General features: G+C 66.0%; 17 protein-coding genes. 4 read left to right on the top strand and 13 right to left on the bottom strand.

Annotation, left to right across the window (positions count from 1 at the left end):
* Positions 1-61: 61 nt before the first annotated feature.
* From purD to BJP62_RS13830, 13 genes are all read right to left on the bottom strand, one after another.
* The gene (gene purD, locus BJP62_RS13890) at positions 62-1,336 is read right to left on the bottom strand and encodes a phosphoribosylamine--glycine ligase (protein WP_070530498.1); all 1,275 of its coding nucleotides are present in this window, start codon (positions 1,334-1,336) and stop codon (positions 62-64) included.
* 19 nt (positions 1,337-1,355) lie between these two features.
* Positions 1,356-1,916: a hypothetical protein gene (locus BJP62_RS13885; protein WP_070530496.1), complete on the bottom strand. Its 561-nt coding sequence runs from the start codon at positions 1,914-1,916 to the stop codon at positions 1,356-1,358.
* Between the two features lie 12 nt (positions 1,917-1,928).
* The gene (purH, locus tag BJP62_RS13880; protein ID WP_070530495.1) at positions 1,929-3,491 is read right to left on the bottom strand and encodes a bifunctional phosphoribosylaminoimidazolecarboxamide formyltransferase/IMP cyclohydrolase; all 1,563 of its coding nucleotides are present in this window, start codon (positions 3,489-3,491) and stop codon (positions 1,929-1,931) included.
* Between the two features lie 134 nt (positions 3,492-3,625).
* Positions 3,626-3,871 (bottom strand): helix-turn-helix domain-containing protein, encoded by a 246-nt coding sequence (locus BJP62_RS13875; protein WP_070530493.1) that lies wholly within the window; start codon positions 3,869-3,871, stop codon positions 3,626-3,628.
* On the bottom strand, positions 3,868-4,890 hold the full coding sequence (dusB, locus tag BJP62_RS13870; RefSeq protein WP_070530491.1) for a tRNA dihydrouridine synthase DusB: 1,023 nt from the start codon (positions 4,888-4,890) through the stop codon (positions 3,868-3,870). Before dusB ends, BJP62_RS13875 begins: the two co-directional genes overlap by 4 nt.
* A 75-nt stretch (positions 4,891-4,965) precedes the next feature.
* Positions 4,966-5,586 (bottom strand): glutathione S-transferase family protein, encoded by a 621-nt coding sequence (locus BJP62_RS13865; RefSeq protein ID WP_070530490.1) that lies wholly within the window; start codon positions 5,584-5,586, stop codon positions 4,966-4,968.
* Positions 5,583-8,660, bottom strand: coding sequence for an EAL domain-containing protein (locus BJP62_RS13860; RefSeq protein ID WP_236943714.1), 3,078 nt, complete (start codon positions 8,658-8,660; stop codon positions 5,583-5,585). Before BJP62_RS13860 ends, BJP62_RS13865 begins: the two co-directional genes overlap by 4 nt.
* 227 nt (positions 8,661-8,887) lie before the next feature.
* On the bottom strand, positions 8,888-9,826 hold the full coding sequence (locus BJP62_RS13855) for a septal ring lytic transglycosylase RlpA family protein (RefSeq protein WP_070530486.1): 939 nt from the start codon (positions 9,824-9,826) through the stop codon (positions 8,888-8,890).
* A 2-nt stretch (positions 9,827-9,828) separates the two neighbouring features.
* On the bottom strand, positions 9,829-10,941 hold the full coding sequence (gene rodA / locus BJP62_RS13850) for a rod shape-determining protein RodA (protein ID WP_070530485.1): 1,113 nt from the start codon (positions 10,939-10,941) through the stop codon (positions 9,829-9,831).
* On the bottom strand, positions 10,934-12,859 hold the full coding sequence (gene mrdA / locus BJP62_RS13845) for a penicillin-binding protein 2 (RefSeq protein ID WP_070530483.1): 1,926 nt from the start codon (positions 12,857-12,859) through the stop codon (positions 10,934-10,936). The genes rodA and mrdA overlap by 8 nt, the downstream gene beginning before the upstream one ends.
* A 28-nt stretch (positions 12,860-12,887) precedes the next feature.
* Complete coding sequence (mreD, locus tag BJP62_RS13840; RefSeq protein WP_070530481.1) at positions 12,888-13,394, bottom strand: rod shape-determining protein MreD; 507 nt, start codon at positions 13,392-13,394, stop codon at positions 12,888-12,890.
* Complete coding sequence (mreC, locus tag BJP62_RS13835; protein WP_070530479.1) at positions 13,394-14,284, bottom strand: rod shape-determining protein MreC; 891 nt, start codon at positions 14,282-14,284, stop codon at positions 13,394-13,396. The genes mreD and mreC overlap by 1 nt, the downstream gene beginning before the upstream one ends.
* Before the next feature lie 67 nt (positions 14,285-14,351).
* Positions 14,352-15,395 (bottom strand): rod shape-determining protein, encoded by a 1,044-nt coding sequence (locus tag BJP62_RS13830; protein WP_070530477.1) that lies wholly within the window; start codon positions 15,393-15,395, stop codon positions 14,352-14,354.
* Between the two features lie 200 nt (positions 15,396-15,595).
* Here BJP62_RS13830 and gatC point away from each other — a divergent pair, with 200 nt between their 5' ends.
* The 4 genes from gatC to gatB are packed head-to-tail and all read left to right on the top strand — an operon-like array spanning position 15,596 to position 19,380.
* A complete protein-coding gene (gatC, locus tag BJP62_RS13825) occupies positions 15,596-15,883 on the top strand; it encodes an Asp-tRNA(Asn)/Glu-tRNA(Gln) amidotransferase subunit GatC (protein ID WP_070532751.1) in 288 nt (95 codons plus the stop codon).
* Positions 15,880-16,476, top strand: a complete 597-nt coding sequence (gene lpcA, locus BJP62_RS13820; RefSeq protein ID WP_070530475.1) for a D-sedoheptulose 7-phosphate isomerase — start codon at positions 15,880-15,882, stop codon at positions 16,474-16,476. The genes gatC and lpcA overlap by 4 nt, the downstream gene beginning before the upstream one ends.
* Before the next feature lie 7 nt (positions 16,477-16,483).
* On the top strand, positions 16,484-17,932 hold the full coding sequence (gene gatA, locus BJP62_RS13815) for an Asp-tRNA(Asn)/Glu-tRNA(Gln) amidotransferase subunit GatA (RefSeq protein ID WP_070530473.1): 1,449 nt from the start codon (positions 16,484-16,486) through the stop codon (positions 17,930-17,932).
* Positions 17,933-17,952: 20 nt separating this feature from the next.
* Positions 17,953-19,380 (top strand): Asp-tRNA(Asn)/Glu-tRNA(Gln) amidotransferase subunit GatB, encoded by a 1,428-nt coding sequence (gene gatB, locus BJP62_RS13810; protein ID WP_070530471.1) that lies wholly within the window; start codon positions 17,953-17,955, stop codon positions 19,378-19,380.
* The last annotated feature ends 151 nt before the right edge of the window (positions 19,381-19,531 follow it).

Genomic DNA, 19,531 nt, shown 5'->3' with positions numbered 1-19,531 from the left:
AGCATAACCGTGGGCCAGCAGAAAGGCCGCCCGAAGGCGGCCTTTCCGAGGGGCACGACGCTTACTTACGCGTGATCGCGCGCCAGCCGATATCGCGGCGGAACTGCGCGCCGTCGAAATGCACACCATCGAGAATCTCGTATGCGCGCTTCTGCGCCTGTCTGAAGCCCTCGCCGAACGCCGTCACGCACAGCACGCGCCCACCGCTCGTCACCGGGCGGCCTTGTTCGTCGAGCCTGGTACCGGCGTGGAACACGTGGCCGTCTTCCAGCTCACCGGGCAGGCCGGTGATCACATCGCCGGCGCGCGGCGTTTCGGGGTAGTTGGCCGCGGCCATGACGATGCCGAGCGCCGCACGCCGGTCCCATTCGGCCTCGGTCTGGTCGAGCGTACCGTCGATGCCGTGCTCGAGCAGCGTCACGAGGTCGCTCTTCAGCCGCAGCATGATCGGCTGCGTTTCCGGATCACCGAAGCGGCAGTTGAACTCGACGACCTTGACCGAACCGTCTTCGCCGACCATCAGGCCCGCGTAGAGGAAACCGGTGTAGACGACGCCATCCTTGGCCATGCCGGCCACGGTCGGCAGGATCACTTCGCGCATTGCCTTGGCATGGATTTCCGGCGTCACCACCGGCGCCGGGCTGTACGCGCCCATGCCGCCGGTGTTCGGACCTTCGTCGTTGTCGAGCAGGCGCTTGTGGTCCTGGCTGGACGCCATCGGCAGCACGTTCTTGCCGTCGACCATGACGATGAAGCTTGCTTCCTCGCCGGTCAGGAACTCCTCGATCACGACGCGGGCGCCGGCGTCGCCGAACTTGTTGCCCTCGAGCATCATGTCGACCGCCGCGTGCGCCTCATCGAGCGTCATCGCAACGACGACGCCCTTGCCGGCGGCGAGGCCGTCGGCCTTGATGACGATCGGCGCGCCTTTCGCGTCGATATAGGCGTGCGCCTGACCGGCGTCGCCGAAGGTTTCGTAGTCGGCGGTCGGAATGCCGTGGCGCTTCATGAACGCCTTGGCAAAGTCCTTCGACCATTCGAGCTGCGCACCGGCCCTGGTCGGGCCGAAGATCTTCAGCCCTTCGGCGCGGAACGCATCGACGATGCCCTTGGACAGCGGCGCCTCGGGGCCGACGACCGTGAACGCGACGTTCTCGCGCTTGGCGAACTCGATCAGCACCGGAATGTCGGTGATCGGCACGTTGGTCAGGTTCGGCTCGAGCGCCGTACCGGCGTTGCCCGGTGCGACGAAGACCTTGCCGACGCGCGGCGACTGGGCGATCTTCCACGCCAGCGCATGCTCGCGGCCGCCGTTACCGATGACGAGAATATTCATTGCTTAACTCCAAACCCGCTTATTTGAATTCGTAGCGGCCGAACACGAAACCGACATTGCCGCTGTTGAGGCCGCTGCTCAGCGACGGGATGAACGTGCCCAGCAGCGACACGCGCCAGACGCGCAGCGAGACCGCCGGCAGGATGTACGGAAACGGAATGCCGTTGATGATGTCGCGCCGCGACGTCAGGCCGACCGTATAGCCGGCGCCGACCGACACGGTGCTGTGCGACGGCCAGAACCAGATCCTGGCGTAGCCGAGCATCAGCTCCGGGTCCTTGTGCGAATCGGCAAACACCAGACCGTACAGCATGTCGTGGTTGCCGTTCTCGTCGACGAGGTGCTTGCCGATCCCGCCGCCCCAGGCCTTGTCGTTGAGCTCGTCGAGCTTCTCGTCGGTCCAGGTGCTCGGGTCGTGCCAGGTAAAGCCGGTGACGTACGCGTCCCAGCTCCCCTCGTCGGCGATCTTGCCCAGATGGCTGCAGGCACTGCCGAGCCATTCGCCCATATTGCCGCAATCGGCCTGCGCCGGCGATGCCAGCGCAAGCGTGGAGGCGGCGGTTGCCAACCAGCGTTTCATCGGGCCTCCGGCTCAGTGACGGAAATGGCGCACACCGGTGACGACCATCGCGATGCCGTGCTCGTCGGCCGCGGCGATCACTTCGTCGTCACGCACCGAGCCGCCCGGCTGGATGATCGCCGACACGCCGTTCTCGGCGATCACGTCGACGCCGTCGCGGAACGGGAAGAACGCATCCGACGCGGCAACCGAACCGCGCAGCTCGAGACCGGCGTTGCGCGCCTTGATCGCGGCGATCTTGGTGCTGTCGACGCGGCTCATCTGGCCGGCGCCGATGCCGAGCGTCTGGCCCTTGCCGCAGAACACGATGGCGTTCGACTTGACGAACTTGGCGACATTCCACGCGAACAGCAGGTCCTTGAGCTGTTCCGGCGTCGGCTGCTTCTTGGTGACGACCTTGAGGTCGGTCAGCTTCAGCGCATGGGTGTCCGGCGTCTGCACCAGCAGGCCGCCGCCGACGCGCTTGAGGTCGAACTTGTTCTCGCCCGATTCGATCGCGACTTCGAGCACGCGCACGTTGACCTTTTTCGACAGCAGCTCGAGCGCGGCCGGCGTGTACGCCGGAGCGATCAGCACTTCCATGAACTGCTTGCTGACCGCTTCGACGGTATCGACGTCGATCGGCTTGTTGAAGGCGATGATGCCGCCGAAGGCGCTGGTGGTGTCGGTCGCGAACGCGAGGCGGTACGCGGCGTACGAGTCGCTCGCGACGGCGACGCCGCACGGGTTGGCGTGCTTGACGATGACGCAGGCCGGTTCTTCGAACTGCTTGACCGCTTCCCACGCCGCGTCGGCGTCGGCGATGTTGTTGTAGCTCAACTCTTTACCTTGCCACTGCTTGTAGCCCGCCAGCGTGCCGGCGGCCGGGTGCAGGTCACGGAAGAACGCCGCGCTCTGGTGCGGGTTCTCGCCGTAGCGCATGTCCTGCACCTTGACGAACTGCAGGTTCAGCCGGTTCGGATACGCGGCCTTCTCGCCGTCGTCGTTCAGCGCGGTCAGGTAGTTCGAGATCGCGCCGTCGTAGGCTGCGGTGTGGCTGAACGCCTTCTTGGCCAGATTCTTGCGCGTCGCCAGCGTCAGCGCGCCGGCGTTCGCCTTCATTTCGTCGATCAGCGCCGCGTAGTCCTCGGCATCGGTGACGATCGCCACGTGGGCGTGGTTCTTCGCCGCCGAGCGTACCATCGCCGGGCCGCCGATATCGATGTTCTCGATCGCGTCTTCGAAGCTGCAGTCGGGCTTGGCGATCGTCGCCTCGAACGGGTAGAGGTTGACGCAGACGAGGTCGATGTTGCCGATCTCGTGTTCGGCCATCTTGGCGACGTGCGACTCGAGGTCGCGACGGCCGAGGATGCCGCCGTGGATCTTCGGATGCAGCGTCTTGACGCGGCCGTCGAGCATTTCCGGGAAACCGGTGTAGTCGGCGACTTCGATTACCGGCACGCCGGCGTCAAAGAACAGCTTGGCGGTGCCGCCGGTCGAAAGGATCTCGACGCCCTGCGCCGCCAGCGCCTGGGCAAACTCGAGGACACCGGTCTTGTCCGATACGCTGATCAGCGCACGCTGAATCTTGCTCATACTGCTCTCCTGAAGGTCATTCCGAATGGTCGCGGCTAACACTGCTGGCCGTGCTCACTTGCCGTATGTACTGTCTGCGTGTCGCACGCCTTGCCAGCACCGCTACGCTGGGATTTAGTTAGCCGTTTTTGCTCTTACAGCAGATCGTAGGTCTGCAGTTTTTTTCTGAGGGTGTTGCGATTGATGCCGAGCACTTCGGCCGCCCGCGTCTGGTTGCCGCCGACGCGCTCGAGCACGAGCAGCAGCAAGGGTTTTTCGACGCGCGCCAGCACCATGTCGTAAACGGCGCACGGTGCCTCGCCGTCCAGATCGTCGAAATACTGCGTCAGCGACGCGTGGATCACCGCGGCGATCGGATCGCTTGGATCTTCCCGGTTCATACTTCCCCCTGTTCTTCTGGTTCGGTCGCGACGTAAACGAGCCGTTCGCCGCCGGCCAGCAGGCCGTCGAAGAACGCCCGGGTCGCGTTTTTTTGTTCGTGGGTTGTTTCCAGCCCGTACATGCGCTGGCGGAAATCGTTGCCGCCGGCGAGGCCCTTGGTGTACCAGGCAATGTGCTTGCGGGCGATCCGGCAGCCCGAGTACTCGCCGTAGAACGCGTACAGCGCGTCGAGATGCTCGAGCAGCACGTCGCGGATCTCGACGACCTGCGGCGGCGGCAGCAGCTCGCCACTTGCCAGATAGTGGCCGATCTCGCGAAACAGCCACGGCCTGCCCTGCGCGGCACGGCCGACCATGATCGCGTCGGCGCCGGTCGCCCTCAGCACCTCGGCCGCCTTGTGCGGGCTGTCGATGTCGCCGTTGGCGATCACCGGAATGCGCAACTGCTGTTTGACTTCACGGATCAGCGCATAGCGCGCGGCGCCGTTATACATGTCCTCGCGCGTGCGGCCGTGGATCGCCAGCGCCGCGATCCCCGCATCCTCGGCACGCCGGGCGACGCGCAGGATGTTTTCCTCGCCGTTGCAAAAACCCAGCCGGGTCTTCAGCGTTACCGGCACATCGACGGCGGCGACCACCGCGTCGAGAATCCGGCCGACAAGGTCCTCGTCCTTGAGCAGCGCCGAGCCGGCGAGCTTGTTGCACACTTTCTTGGCCGGGCAGCCCATGTTGATGTCGACGATCTGCGCACCGTTCTCGACCTGGTAACGCGCCGCCTGCGCCAGCTGCTCCGGATCGGAACCGGCGATCTGCACCGAGATCGGTGCGAGTTCGCCGTCGAAGTCGGCGCGTTTGAGCGTTTTCTTCGTCAGCCGCAGGCTCTGGTCGGCGGTGATCATCTCCGACACCGCGTGGCCGGCGCCGAAGCGCTTGCACAGCATGCGGAACGGCCGATCGGTAACGCCGGCCATCGGCGCAACGATCAGATTGTTCGCAAGGGTGTACGGGCCGATGTGCATGGGCGGGCGGGTGATCGACGAAGGGCGGGATTCTACGTCCTGCCTAATTTTTAGGCAAGCCCTTCCGGCGGCCGCTCAGCCGTGGCGCGTTTCGCGCCCGGCAGCCGCTTCCCAGTCGAGAAAGGCCGGCAGCGCCAGCAGGGTGTCGGCGTACGCCTGCACGGCCTGTGGTACCGGCAGGCCGTAACTGCGGATCCGCGTCGCGACCGGCGCGAAAAACGCATCGGCATGGCTGAACGCGCCGAACAGGAAATCGCCGCCGGCGCCGAAGCGCTTCCGGCAATCGGCCCACAGCGCGGCCAGCCGGTCGAGCTCGGCGGCCAGCGCGGCATCGACGTCGGTCCGGGTCCGCAGCTGCACGTTCATCGGGCATTGCGTGCGCAGGACGGTGAAACCGGCGTGCATCTCGGCACAGACGGCGCGGGCGACGGTGCGCGCGGCACGGTCGGCCGGCCACAGCGCCGGCTCGGCCTCGGCGAGGTATTCGGCGATGGCCAGCGACTCCCACACGGTAATGTCGCCGTCGATCAGCACCGGCACCTTGCCGGTCGGGCCGTGACGCAGGCGCTCGGCCAGTGCACCGTCGGCGTAGAGGTCGTGGTTGATCTCGTCGAAGTGCAGGCCGGCGACCTTCATCGCCAGCCAGGGTCGCAGCGACCACGAGGAATGGTTCTTGTTGCCGATGACGAGTTTCATTGTGCCCTCATTTCGTTGCCGGTCCGCGACAGCACCAGCCGTGGCGACGCCTGCAGCAGCGCCTCGAACTCGTCCTGCGGCAGCGGTTTGCTGAACAGATAGCCCTGGATCGCGTCGGTGCCGGCGCGGCGGAGGAAGTCGAGCTGCTCCGGCGTCTCGACGCCTTCGGCGAGCACGCTCATGCCGAGCGTCTTGCCGAGGCCGATGATCGCCAGCACGATCGCCGCATCGTTCTGGTCGGTGGTCAGGTCGCGCACGAAGCTCTGGTCGACCTTGAGCTTGTCGAAGGCAAAGCGCTTCAGGTACGAGAGGCTCGAGTAGCCGGTCCCGAAATCGTCGACCGACAGCTTGACGCCCAGCCGCTTGATGCCCGACAGCATCGTCATCACGTGCTCGACCTCCTGCATCACCACCGACTCGGTGACCTCGAGCTCGAGACAGTGCGGCGGCAGCTCGGCGTCGGCGAGCGCATCGGCGACGATGTCGAGCAGGTTGGACTGATGCAGCTGCAGCGGCGACAGGTTGACGGCGATCGTCATCGCCTGGCCGGTCTCGCGCATCCACACCGCGGCGCGGCGGCAGGCCTGGCGCAGCACCCAGTTGCCGATCGGCACGATCATCCGGCTTTCCTCGGCGATCGGAATGAACTTGGCCGGCGAAATCAGCCCGTGCTCGGGATGGCGCCAGCGGATCAGCGCCTCGGCGCCGGTGATCCGGCCGTCCTTGAGGCTGACCTGCGGCTGGTAGTAGAGCTCGAACTCGTTCTCGTTCAGCGCCTGGCTCATGCTGGTCTCGAGCACCAGCCGCTCGGACACCCGCGCGTTCATGTCGGCGGTGAAATACTGGTAGTTGTTGCGACCGGCGCTCTTGGCCTGGTACATCGCGACGTCGGCGCTGCGGATCAGCGTGTCCGAATCGTGGCCGTCGTCCGGGTAGACGCTGATGCCGATCGACGTCGTCGTCGCGAAGCCGCCGGCCTCGAGCACGAAAGGCTCGGCGAACGACGCGAGAATCTGCTCGGCGACGAGGCCCGGGTGCATCGCATTGTCGATCTCGGTCAGCACGATGACGAACTCGTCGCCGCCGAGCCGCGCGAGGATGTCGCCCTTGCCGGCGATGCGCTTCAGCCGCTCTGCGACCTGCAGCAGCATCTGGTCGCCGGCGGTGTGGCCGAGCGAATCGTTGATCGTCTTGAAGCGGTCGAGGTCGAGGAAGAGCAGCGCCAGCTGCCGGCCGTGGCGCTCGGCGCCGGCGACGGCCAGCCGCAGTTCGTCGCGCAGCAGGTTGCGGTTGGCAAGGCCGGTCACCGTATCGAAGTTCGCCAGTTCGATGATCCGGTCCTGCGCGACCTTGCGCTCGGTGATGTCGGTGACGGTGCCGATCAGCCGGGTCGGCCGCTCGCGGTGATCGAACTCGACGAACTTGCCGCGCGACAGGAACCAGCGGTATTCGCCGGCCTTGACCCGCCGCCGGTACTCGATGACGAACTGCGGCGCGGTGCCGGCGTAGCAGTCGCGGAAAGCGCTGAGCGCGACATCGCGGTCACCCGGGTAGATCTGTTCCTTCCATTTGTCGAAGGTTTCGACGAGCTCGCCCGGCGCAAAGCCGAGCAGCCGGTCGTACTCGGGGCTGGTGATCGCGTTCTGGCGGCGGTCGAGCGGCATGTCGAAAAGACCGGTGTTCGACGCGTCGAGCGCCAGCCGCAGTTGCTGCTCGCTCTTGACGATCGCCTCCTCGGCCAGCCGCCGCTCGGAGATGTCGCGCACCACCGCGCAGTTGTACTCGTCGCCCTTGAAGACGATGTAGTTCGAGTACGCCTCGATCGGAAACGCCTCGCCGCTGCGGGTCTTGAGCACGAACTCGTCGAACAGGTGCTTCTGCTCGCGCAGGCGCTCCCAGAATGGCCCCCAGGCGTCCGGATCGAAGCCCGGATTGACATCCTTGAGCCGCATGCCGAGCAGTTCGCGCTCGCCGTAGCCGAGCCGGTGGCAGGCGGTCGCGTTGACGTAGCGGATGATGCCGTCCGGATCGAGCCAGATCGCCATGTCGGCACCGCGCTCGACGGCGACCCGGGTCAGGTAGAGCGCGTCCTCGGTGCGCTCGAGCCGGCGCAGTTGCCGCAGCACGTAGACGACGAGCAGCGCGGCCAGTGCCAGCACGCTCGCGGTCACGCCGCCGTTGACGAGGCTGTCGTGACGCCACGGCGCAAGCACCTGGTCGCGGTCGACGCCGACCATCACCCCGAGCGGCCAGCCGCCGACGTGGCGCCAGCCGTAGATCCGCGTCACGCCGTCGCGCGTGCTGTGCTCGGTGAACGTGCCGCTCTGCGCGGCGCCGAAGTCGCTGCCGAAGAAGGGCCGCTGCGACAGGTCGTGGCCGACGTCGAAAGCGCTGTCCGGGTAATGCGTCAGCGAGATGCCGTCGTCGCGGAACATCTCGATCGACAGGCCGGCGCGCGACGAGATGCTGCGGTAGAACTGGCGGAAATAGCCCGGATCGATCCCGGCGAACAGCACGCCGGTGAAATCGCCCTGGCGGCCGGTGATCGCGGTGACGACGGGAATGACCGGCCGGTCGCCGGTCGGATCGGCCTGCTGTTCGGCAATGTAGAACGGCGCCGCCGGACGCGAGCGGGCGATCTTGAAATACGGATACTGGCCGACGTTGTGCGCCGGCGGCGGATACTGCAGCGTGCTCGCCAGGAGCGAGCCGTCGGCGCGCGCGACGGCGAAAGTCGCCATCTGCGGCGCCTGGCCGAGTTGCCGCTGCAGGTAGGCGTGCAGGCAGGCCGAATCGCCGGCATCGACGCACATCTTGAACAGGTCGTCCCGCTGGAGGGTCAGCAGGGTGTTGATGCTGGCGTCCATCGTCCGGCCGACATGCTCGTCCATCGTCCGCGCCAGCGTGAGCATCTGCTGCTCGGCGCCCGCGAGCGTTTCCTTGTAGCTGCGCCAGATCGACCAGCTGACCGCAGCCAGCGCGAACAGCACCACGCTGATCGACAGGGCGATCAGCATCCGGCGGATCAGGCCGAACGAACGGCCGTTGTCGCCGTCCTGCAAGGTGACCGGCACGCTGGTCAAGGCTGTTTCCTAGGAAGCGAAAATCTGCGGAGCCTCATTCTTGGGGCAAAGCCCGAGCCTTGGCAAGCCGGAGTCCGGGGCTGTTTCCTGGCCGACGCACTCGGCCGGCCGGGGAGGCCGGAAGTTTCGCGCCGACGTCCGGACAGACGCGGGCGTGAAAGTGATTTTCACGCCACCCCGCCGGACCGACGCCGGAAAAGCCGGGCCGGTCGCCCGCCTCAGCGGGCGATCACCGCCTGCAGGTTGTGCTGGCCGGTCAGCGTCTCGGCCGCGGCCAGTGCGCTCTGCCTGTCCGGATACGGGCCGATGCGGACGCGGTGGATGGCGCCGCTCGACTGGATCACCAGCTTGGCGCTGTTGCCGTCGAGCATGCTGGCGTAGCGGTCGCGGAACGACTCGGCGTTGGCGAGGCTGCCGAACGCCGCCAGCTGCAGGTAGACCCCGGCGGCGGTGTTCGCGACCGGGACCGGCTTGGGTTCGCCGTCGAACGGCAGCGGCGCGTCGACCTGCTGTTTGGCCTGCGCGGCGACGACGGTCGGCGCGTCGGCCGGCAGCAGGCTCTCGACCTTGAGCTGGGCGCTGCCCTTCTGCGCGTAGCCGAGCCGGCAGGCGGCAAGGAAGGACAGGTCCATCACCCTGCCCTTGTGGAACGGGCCACGGTCGTTGACGCGGACGACGACGCTGCGGCCGTTCTCGAGATTGGTGACGCGCGCGTAGCTCGGCAGCGGCAGCACCGGGCTGGCCGCGGTCATCGCGAACATATTGTAGCTTTCGCCGATCGACGTTTTCTGGCCGTGGAACTTGCGGCCATACCACGAGCCCATGCCGGTCTCGACCGAGTTGCCGGGCTGCGCCAGCGGCGTGAACGACAGGCCGAGCACCGTGTACGGCCGGTTCGCCCACTTGTGCAGCGGCTCCCAGCGCGGCACCGGCTCGGGAATCAGGTTGATGTTGGCCGGGATCTCGGCCATCGGGCCGTCGTCCTTGTAGAACGCCCCGCCGTTGTCGAGCGCCTTGTAGTCGCAGCCGTAGGCCGACGGCGTGCCCGCGGCCGGCGGTGTCGCCGGTCTGGCGTCGCCGCCGGTCTTCGTCGGCGTCGTGCTGCACGCAGCCAGCCCCATGATCGCCGTCAGCCCAAGCCATGCACGCAGCTTCATCCTTAGCCCTTCATCAATTTGCGGTCCCGGCTCACGCTCATCAGCAGGCCGAACGTCGCCAGAATCGACACCATCGACGTGCCGCCGTAGGAAATCAGCGGCAGCGGCACGCCGACCACCGGCAGAATGCCGGACACCATGCCCATGTTGACGAAGGCATAGGTGAAGAAATTCAGTGCGATCGCGCCCGCCAGCAGCCGGCCGAACAGCGTCGGCGCGCGGCTGGCAATGGTCAGCCCGCGCCCGATCACCAAGAGGTAGAGCACCAGCAGCAGGCCGTTGCCGATCAGGCCGAATTCCTCGCCGAACACGGCGAAGATGAAGTCGGTCGTCCGTTCCGGAATGAAATCAAGGTGGGTCTGCGTGCCGTTCAGCCAGCCCTTGCCGAGCACGCCGCCCGAGCCGATCGCGATCGTGCCCTGGATGATGTGGTAGCCGGCGCCGAGCGGGTCCTGCATCGGATCGAGCATCGTCGCGATGCGGCGGCACTGGTACTCGTGCAGGATGTTGATGCACAGGTCCCAGTGCGTCACCGTGTACGCCAGCGCGCCGCCGGCGACGGCCATCAGCGCAAGGAAGCGCCAACTGAGCCCGGCGAGAAAGAGCACGTAAAAGCCGCTCGACGCGATCAGCAGGCCGGTACCGAGGTCGGGCTGCTTGAGGATCAGCCCGACCGGCACCAGCATCAGCAGCGCGGCAGCGACGAAATGCCGCCAGTTCAGCGACGTTTCGAAGTGGTGGAAATACCAGGCGAGCATCAGCGGCAGGGCGATCCGCATCAGTTCGGACGGCTGGATCCGGGTGATGCCGATATTGAGCCAGCGTGTCGCGCCGTGACTGGTGACCCCGAACAGCTCGACCGCCACCAGCAGCGCCACGCCGACGACATAGCCCGGCAACGCCAGCCGCATCCAGGTCTGCTGCGAAATGTTCGCGAAGAACCACATCACGCCAAGCGAGATGCCCATGAAGGTGACCTTGTCCATCACCTTGTCGAAGTCGCGGTTCGACGCCGAGTACAGCACGATCGCCGATACGGTGAAGATCAGCAGCGTGAACAGGAACAGCCACGGATCGATCGGCTGCTTGATCCGGTTCCAGATCGTCTTAATCACTGATGTCCTCCTGCACCGCCGCCGGTGCCGAGGCGACCGCGGACGCGTTGGCGGCCAGCGCCGCCGGCAGCTTGCCCAGCAGGTAGTAGTCGAGCACCTGGCGCGCGATCGGCCCGGCGGCGGCGGCGCCGAAGCCGCCGTTCTCGACGATGACGGCAAACGCGATCGTCGGCTTGTCGGCCGGCGCGAACGCGACGAACCACGAGTGGTCGCGCAGGCGTTCGTTGATCGCCTTGGCGTTGTACTTGCCGCCGCGCAGGCTGAATACTTGGGCGGTACCGGTCTTGCCGGCCGCAACATACGGTGCGCCGGCGAAGATGCGCGCGCCGGTGCCGTACTGGGTCACGCCGACCATGCCCTGGACGACGCGCTCGATGTTCTGCGGTTTCCAGGTCAGGGTCTTTTCGGGCCGAGGCTCGATCTGCGTCTTCTTGCCGGAGGCCGGGTCGACGACGGTCGCCACCACATGCGGCCGGTACATCACGCCGCGGTTGGCGATCGTCGCGATGCCGTGCGCCATCTGCAGCGGCGTGTACGAGTTGTAGCCCTGGCCGATGCCGATCGACACGGTCTCGCCCGAGTACCACTTCTGCTGCGCCGGGGTCTTGAAGCGCTTCTTCTTCCACTCGGGGCTCGGCAGCACGCCGGGACGCTCGCCGGGCAGGTCGATGCCGGTCAGCTGGCCGAGGTCGAGCGTCGCCATGAATTTGGAGATGTAGTCGATGCCCATCTGCACGGCGAGCTGGTAGTAGTAGGTGTCCGACGACAGCGGCAGCGAGCGGTCGAAGTTCATCGAACCGTAGCCGCCCTTGTGCGAGTCGCGGAAGCGGTTGTTGCCGTAGATGAAGTAGCCCGGATCGGAGATCGTCTGCCGGGTCAGCGGGAAGTTGCCTTCCAGCGCGGCAATTGCCATGAACGGCTTGAACGTCGACCCTGGCGGATACTCGCCGCGCAGCGCCCGGTTGAGCAGCGGCTTGTCGGGCGATTCGTTCAGTTCCTTCCAGCTGTCCGGGTCGATGCCGTCGACGAACAGGTTGGGATCGAAGCCGGGCTTGGAGACGAAGGCGAGCACGCCGCCGTCGCGCGGGTCGATCGCGACCAGCGCGCCGCGGCGCTCGCCGAACAGCTTTTCGACCATCTCCTGCAGCTTGATGTCGACCGACAGCGTCAGGTCCTTGCCCGGCTGCGGCGGCGTCCGCCGCAAGGTGCGGATCGCCCGGCCGCCCGAATCGATCTCGACTTCCTCGAAACCGGTGACGCCGTGCAGCTGCGTCTCGTAGCTCGACTCGACGCCGAGCTTGCCGATATGGTCGGTGCCGCGGTAGTTCGCGAGCTGGCCGTCCTCGTCGAGCGCGGCGAGGTCCTTGTCGTTGATCCGGCCGATGTAGCCGACCAGGTGGCTGGCGACGTCCTGGTACGGGTACTGGCGGAACAGCCGCGCCTTGATCTCGACCCCGGGGAACTGGTAGCTGTTGGCGGCAAAGCGCGCCACCTCCTCGTCCGACAGCCGGGTACGGATCGGCAGCGACTCGAAGTCGCGCGTTTCCTCCATCAGCTTGCGGAAGCGGCGCTTGTCCTTGCCGCTGATGTCGACGATGTGCGACAGCCGGGCGATTGTCTCGTCGAGGCCGTCGGCCAGCTTGGACGGCGTGATCTCGAGCGTATACGCGGAAAAGTTGTGCGCCAGCACCACGCCGTTGCGGTCGCGGATGATGCCGCGCGCCGGCGTCACCGGCACCAGCGAGATCCGGTTGGCTTCGGCCAGCGTCCGGTACTTGTCGTGCTGGGCGACCTGCAGCCAGACGAAACGGGCGAACAGCAGGCCGAACAGCGCGAACACGAACAGCACGGCCGTCGCAACGCGCAGCTGGAACGCGTAGCGCTCGGCCAGCGAGTTTTTCAGTTCATTGCGCGCCATCAGGCCTCCGCGCGCAGCGGCCGGGCGTTCATAGCTCGTCCGGTACCGATTTGCGCTGATGCATCAGCATCAGGTTCGACAGCGGCGGCCACAGCAGCGCGGCCGGCAGGCTGCCGGCGAAATAGGCCCACCCGACGAAGGGCGCACCGAGCAGGCCGCGCACGATCATCATGATCGCCTGCGCCAGCGTCAGCAGGCCGAAGACGATCAGCGCCTGCTGCCAGAACGCGAACAGCGCCATCTGCCGCTGGCGGATCAGCACGAAGTAGGCGATCACCGAATAGGCCAGCGCATGCTGGCCGAGCACGTTGCCGTCGCCGACGTCCATCAGCACGCCAAGCACGAAAGCGGTCGCAACTCCGACGCGACGCGGCTGGTTCAGCGCCCAGTAGATGATGAACAGCGCGACGAAATCGGGCGCGAAATTGGCGATCGACACCTGCCACGGCAACAGGTTGATCAGCAGCGCAGCGATGAAGCTCAGCACGATGAAGCCGACGCTCACCGGCCGCAGCAATTGGTGGGAAATGGGCATCAGCGACCCTTCTTGTTCTTGGCGGCCGCCGGCTGCGACGCAGCCTGCGGGTACGGCGGCATTTCGCGCCGGTGGTCGAGCAGCAGCAGGAAGCGGTGCTGGTCGATCGCGGCGACCGGCTCGCAGATCACCCGCGCAAACGACGAACCGCGCTCGACCTTGACGACCCTAGCGACCGGCAGGCCGACCGGATACAGCCCGTCGATGCCCGAAGTCACCAGCGTGTCGCCCTGCTTGATGTCGACGTTCGGCGCCATATTGCGGACTTCGAGCGGCTGGTGCGCGCCCATGCCGTAGACGACGGTACGCAGCTGGTTGCGCTCGACCAGCACCGGCACCATCTGGTTGCGGTCCGAGATCAGCCTCACCTCGGCCGTCAGCGGCTGGACCCGGACGACCTGGCCGACCACGCCCGATGCGTCGATGGCGATCTGCCCGCCGCTGACGCCCTGCTGCTCGCCACGGTCGACGATCAGCCTGGCCGTGAACGGATCGCGGCCGCTGTAGAGGATTTCGGCAAGCTGCGAGGGCTGGCCGACGATCTCGCGCTGCGTGTTCAGGCCGCGCAAGGTGGCGTTCTCGGCTTCGAGCGCCTTGAGCTTCATCGCCTGCGCGCGGGCAGCGAGCTGCGCATCGTTGAGCTGGCGGTTCTCGGCCATCAGCTCGGTCTGGCGCGACAGGAAGTCGGCGGTATTGCGCAGCGTGGCGAACGGTGCGGTCGCTGCCCACTGCAACGGGTACAGGAGCACCGAAACCTGCTCGCGGATGCGGCCGAGCATCGCGTACTGCGCATCGCCGACGATCAGCGCGATCGACAGCGACGAGAAGATCAAAAGCCGCGTCAGCGGCTTCGGACCCTGTTTGAAAAAAGCGGGAGGGCTGGTTTGCATGACCGGTCGGGCGCGGAATCTACTGAAAGGACGCCAGGCAGTGCCCGGCGCCCGCTACGCCTTGTCCTCAGTCGCGGGTGAAGATCGCCGTGACCTTGTCGAGCTTGTCGAGCGCCTTGCCCGAACCGCGCACGACGCAGGTCAGCGGATCTTCGGCGACGATCACCGGCAGGCCGGTCTCTTCCATCAGCAGACGGTCGAGATCGCGCAGCAGCGCGCCGCCGCCGGTCAGCACCATGCCCTTGTCGGCGATGTCGGCACCGAGTTCCGGCGGGGTCTGTTCGAGCGCCTGCTTCACCGCCGAAACGATCTGGTTCAGCGGCTCGGTCAGCGCCTCGAGGATCTCGTTGCTCGAGATCGTGAACGAGCGCGGAATGCCCTCGGCCAGGTTGCGGCCCTTGACTTCCATTTCGCGCACTTCGGCGCCCGGGAAGGCCGAGCCGATGCGCTTCTTGATTTCCTCGGCGGTCGTTTCGCCGATCAACATGCCGTAGTTGCGGCGGATGTAGTTGATGATCGACTCGTCGAACTTGTCGCCGCCGACGCGGACGCTGCTGGCGTAGACGATGCCGCCGAGCGAGATCACGCCGACTTCGGTCGTGCCGCCGCCGATGTCGACGACCATCGAACCCGTCGCCTCTTCGACCGGCAGGCCGGCGCCGATTGCCGCAGCCATCGGCTCCTCGATCAGCTCGACCTTGCGCGCGCCGGCGCCGAGCGCCGATTCCTTGATCGCGCGGCGTTCGACCTGGGTCGAACCGCAGGGCACGCAGATGACGATGCGCGGAGGCGAGGAGAACAGCCGGCTCGGGTTCACCTTCTTGATGAACTGCTTGAGCATCTGCTCGGTGATGGTGAAGTCGGCGATCACGCCATCCTTCATCGGCCGGATCGCGGTGATGCTGCCTGGCGTGCGGCCGAGCATCTTCTTGGCTTCGGCGCCGACGGCAAGGATGGTTTTCTTACCCGACGGGCCGCCTTCCTGCATGATCGCGACGACCGAAGGTTCGTCGAGGACGATGCCCTTGGCCTGCATGTAGATCAGCGTATTGGCGGTGCCGAGGTCGATCGCGATGTCGTTGGCGAAGTAACCGGAGAGAAGACCGAACATTAGTTTACTCGCAGTGGAATTGGGGTCGTGTACAGGGCGCCGGCCAAGCCGTCGCCAAAGAATAGGTTTTAAAGCCAGAACGGGCTGCGGGCGATAAGTTCCGCCAACGTCCATACCCGGGGCCAGCTTGGGTGAAACAAACCCGGCATGATACCCTAAGGCGCTGATGACCATAAGGACTTAGCAGGGGGAAAATGCTCATGTCTCTCTCCTTGGACGACGTACGGCGCATCGCCAAACTGGCCCGCATCGCCGTTACCGACACCGAGCTTGCTGCAACGCAACAACAGCTCAACAAAATCTTTACGCTGATCGAGGAAATGCGCGCCGTCGACACCACCGGCATCGCGCCGATGGCCCACGCGCAGGACGTCCACCTGCGGCTGCGCGACGACGTCGCCACCGCCCCCGATCGTCGCGACGCCTTCCAGGCGATCGCCCCGGCCGTCGAGAACGGCCTCTACCTCGTCCCGAAGGTGATCGAATGAGCATCAGCACCGTTGCGCAGCATCTGCGCGAAGCCCAGCAGGTCCTCGAACGCGTGCTCGCCGACGATGCCTTCCTCGCCTCGGTCGACGCCGCGGCGCAACTGCTGGTGAGCAGCCTCAAGGCCGGCGGCAAGGCGATCTCGTGCGGCAACGGCGGTTCGCACTGCGACGCGATGCACTTCGCCGAAGAACTCTCGGGCCGCTACCGCGACAACCGCCCGGCACTGGCGGCGATCGCCGTGTCGGACCCGTCGCACATCACCTGTGTCGGCAACGACTACGGTTTCAACGACATTTTCTCGCGCTTCGTCGAAGGCCTCGGCCGCGACGGCGACGTGCTGGTCGGCATCACCACCAGCGGCAATTCGGCCAATATCATCCGCGCGGTCGAAGCCGCTCGGGCACGCGGCATGAAAGTGCTGCTGCTGATGGGCAAGGACGGCGGCAAGCTCAAGGGCCAGGCCGACGTCGAGATCATCGTGCCGCACTTCGGCTATGCCGACCGCATCCAGGAAATCCACATCAAGGTCATCCACACGCTGATCGACCTCGTCGAACAGGGCATGGGCTACCGCCCTGCCGATCCAGCCTGAGTCACCCATGATCGAAAAATCGCTCAAGCAACTGTCCGGCATGCTGGCGGCCAAGGAAGTCTCGGCCGTCGAGCTCGCCACCGAATACCTCGGCCGCATCAAGGCCCAAGCCGGCCTGAACGCCTTTATCGCCACCGACGAGGCGAAGACGCTGGCACAGGCGCAGGCCGCCGACAAAGCGCGCGCCGCCGGCAACGCCGGGCTGCTTGCCGGCATCCCGGTCGCGCACAAGGACATCTTCTGCCAGCAGGGCTGGGCCGCGACCTGCGGCTCGAAGATGCTGGAGAACTTCGTCGCGCCGTACGATGCCCACGTGATCGAGCAGTGCGACAAGGCCGGCCTTGTCACGCTCGGCCGCACCAATATGGACGAGTTCGCCATGGGCTCGTCGAACGAGAACAGCGCCTTCGGCGCGGTGCTGAACCCGTGGGACCGCCAGGCGGTACCGGGCGGCAGCTCGGGCGGCTCGGCCGCGGCCGTCGCGGCACGGCTGGCACCGATCGCCACCGGTACCGATACCGGTGGCTCGATCCGCCAGCCGGCGAGCTTCTGCGGCGTCACCGGCATCAAGCCGACCTACGGCATCGTCAGCCGTTTCGGCATGATCGCGTACGCCAGCTCGCTCGACCAGGGCGGCCCGTTCGGCAAGAGCGCCGAGGACTGCGCGCTGCTGCTGAACGTGATGGCCGGTTTCGATGAACGCGACGCGACCAGCCTGCAGCACGACAAGGAAGACTACGCCCGCGACCTCGAGCAGCCGCTGGCCGGGCTGCGTATCGGCCTGCCGCGCGAGTACTTCGCCGACGGCCTGGCCGCCGACGTCGCCCGCGCGGTCGAAGCCGCCATCGCCGAGTACCGGAAACTTGGCGCGACCGTCGTCGACATCAGCCTGCCGAATACGAAGCTCGCGATCCCGGCCTATTACGTGATCGCGCCGGCCGAAGCGTCGAGCAACCTCAGTCGCTTCGACGGCGTCCGCTACGGCCACCGCGCCGCCGACTACGACGGCCTGACCGAGATGTACGAGAAGAGCCGCGCCGAGGGCTTCGGCTGGGAAGTGAAGCGCCGCATCCTCACCGGCACCTATGTGCTGAGCCACGGCTATTACGACGCCTACTACCTGCAGGCGCAGAAGATCCGCCGCATCATCGCCGACGATTTCCAGAAGGCCTTTGCCGACTGCGACCTGATCATGGGTCCGGTCGCACCGGGCACCGCGTGGAACCTCGGCGAGAAGAACGCCGACCCGGTGGCGATGTACCTCGAGGACATCTACACGCTCGGCGTCAACCTTGCCGGCCTGCCCGGCATGAGCGTGCCGGCCGGCTTCGACGCCAGCGGCCGGCCGATCGGCCTGCAGATCATCGGCAACTACTTTGCCGAGGCGAAGATGCTGAACGCCGCGCACCAGTTCCAGCGCGCGACCGACTGGCACAGCAAGGCACCCGCCCTTTAATCCGGCACGAGGACACGAATATGAAGTGGGAAGTCGTCATCGGGCTGGAAGTGCATACCCAGCTCACCACGCAATCGAAGATTTTCTCTCCGGCGAGCACGGCGTTCGGCGCAGCGCCGAACACGCAGACCGCCGTCGTCGACATCGCCCTGCCCGGCGCGCTGCCGGTGATGAACCGGGCCGCCGTCGAAAAGGCGATCCAGTTCGGTCTGGCGATCGGCGCCAGGGTCAACCAGCGCTCGGTGTTCGCGCGCAAGAACTACTTCTACCCGGATCTGCCGAAGGGCTACCAGATCAGCCAGTTCGAGCTGCCGGTGGTCGAGGGCGGCGCGATCACGATCAATGTCGACGGCGTCGACAAGACGATCAACCTGACCCGCGCCCACCTCGAAGAAGACGCCGGCAAGTCGGTGCACGAGGACTTCCACGGTCTGTCCGGCATCGACCTGAACCGCGCCGGCACGCCGCTGCTCGAGATCGTGTCCGAACCCGAGATGCGCTCGGCCGCCGAGGCCGTCGCCTACGCCAAGGCGCTGTATTCACTGGTGACGTGGATCGGCATCTGCGACGGCAATATGCAGGAAGGCTCGTTCCGCTGCGACGTGAACGTCTCGGTGCGGCCGGAAGGCCAGAAGGAATTCGGCACCCGCCGTGAGGTCAAGAACCTCAACAGCTTCAAGTTCATCGAACAGGCGGTCAAGGCCGAAGTCCAGTACCAGATCGAACTGATCGAAGACGGCGGCAAGGTCCAGCAGGCGACGGTGCTGTTCAACCCGGACACCGGCGAAACCCGCGCGATGCGCAGCAAGGAAGACGCGCACGACTACCGCTATTTCCCGGACCCCGACCTGCCGCCGCTGGTGATCAGCGACGAATGGGTGGCGCGCGTGAAGAGCGAGTTGCCGGAACTGCCGGCGGCGATGCAGGTGCGTTTTGTCGAGCAGTACGGCATTCCGGCCTACGACGCGGCCACGCTGACCAGCTCGAAAGCGCTGGCCGGTTACTACGAGGCCACGGTCGCCGCCGGTGCCGACGCCAAGCTCGCCAGCAACTGGATCATGGGCGACGTCTCGGCAACGCTGAACCGCGAGGAAAAGGACATCGTCGATGCGCCGGTTTCCGCAGAGCTGCTGGCTGGACTGATCAAACGGGTGATGGACAGCACAGTAACCAACAAGATCGCCAAGGAAGTGCTGAAGAAAATGTGGGAGTCGGGCGACAGTGCCGACACCATCATTGAGCGGGACAACCTGAAAACAGATACCGACACTGGTGCGATCGAAGCCATCGTCGATGCTGTGCTTGCGGCCAACCCCAAGGCCATCGAGGAATACCGTTCCGGCAAGGAAAAAGCCCTCAATGCGCTGGTCGGCCAAGTCATGAAGGGCTCGGGTGGCAAAGCCAACCCGGCCATGGCACTGGATTTGTTGAAAAAGAAGGTAGGATAGAAACAAAGCCGGCAAAAGCCGGCTTTTCTCAACTCTAAAGAGAGTGCGGCAATGGGCACCAGTCTCCGAACATAATTCTCTGCCCTATCCTCCCCCTCGCTATCTAGGGCGCCGCCGCTTGGTTGGCGAAAGGGTGTCCCATTGGAATCAT

Origin of the sequence: Jeongeupia sp. USM3, from assembly GCF_001808185.1 — a bacterium.
GTDB lineage: Bacteria > Pseudomonadota > Gammaproteobacteria > Burkholderiales > Chitinibacteraceae > Jeongeupia.
The sequence above is the reverse complement of the archived record's forward strand: the minus strand, read 5'-3'. Positions and strand labels throughout refer to the sequence as shown.

What these genes read in the sequence shown, in the direction of transcription:
- gatB (WP_070530471.1), top strand. Translation starts at nt 17,953, where the DNA reads ATGAAGTGGGAAGTCGTCATCGGGCTGGAAGTGCATACCCAGCTCACC.
- BJP62_RS13865 (WP_070530490.1), bottom strand. Translation starts at nt 5,586, where the DNA reads ATGAAACTCGTCATCGGCAACAAGAACCATTCCTCGTGGTCGCTGCGA.
- purD (WP_070530498.1), bottom strand. Translation starts at nt 1,336, where the DNA reads ATGAATATTCTCGTCATCGGTAACGGCGGCCGCGAGCATGCGCTGGCG.
- gatC (WP_070532751.1), top strand. Translation starts at nt 15,596, where the DNA reads ATGTCTCTCTCCTTGGACGACGTACGGCGCATCGCCAAACTGGCCCGC.
- dusB (WP_070530491.1), bottom strand. Translation starts at nt 4,890, where the DNA reads ATGCACATCGGCCCGTACACCCTTGCGAACAATCTGATCGTTGCGCCG.
- BJP62_RS13885 (WP_070530496.1), bottom strand. Translation starts at nt 1,916, where the DNA reads ATGAAACGCTGGTTGGCAACCGCCGCCTCCACGCTTGCGCTGGCATCG.
- gatA (WP_070530473.1), top strand. Translation starts at nt 16,484, where the DNA reads ATGATCGAAAAATCGCTCAAGCAACTGTCCGGCATGCTGGCGGCCAAG.
- purH (WP_070530495.1), bottom strand. Translation starts at nt 3,491, where the DNA reads ATGAGCAAGATTCAGCGTGCGCTGATCAGCGTATCGGACAAGACCGGT.
- BJP62_RS13875 (WP_070530493.1), bottom strand. Translation starts at nt 3,871, where the DNA reads ATGAACCGGGAAGATCCAAGCGATCCGATCGCCGCGGTGATCCACGCG.
- mreD (WP_070530481.1), bottom strand. Translation starts at nt 13,394, where the DNA reads ATGCCCATTTCCCACCAATTGCTGCGGCCGGTGAGCGTCGGCTTCATC.
- lpcA (WP_070530475.1), top strand. Translation starts at nt 15,880, where the DNA reads ATGAGCATCAGCACCGTTGCGCAGCATCTGCGCGAAGCCCAGCAGGTC.
- mrdA (WP_070530483.1), bottom strand. Translation starts at nt 12,859, where the DNA reads ATGGCGCGCAATGAACTGAAAAACTCGCTGGCCGAGCGCTACGCGTTC.
- BJP62_RS13855 (WP_070530486.1), bottom strand. Translation starts at nt 9,826, where the DNA reads ATGAAGCTGCGTGCATGGCTTGGGCTGACGGCGATCATGGGGCTGGCT.
- mreC (WP_070530479.1), bottom strand. Translation starts at nt 14,284, where the DNA reads ATGCAAACCAGCCCTCCCGCTTTTTTCAAACAGGGTCCGAAGCCGCTG.
- BJP62_RS13830 (WP_070530477.1), bottom strand. Translation starts at nt 15,395, where the DNA reads ATGTTCGGTCTTCTCTCCGGTTACTTCGCCAACGACATCGCGATCGAC.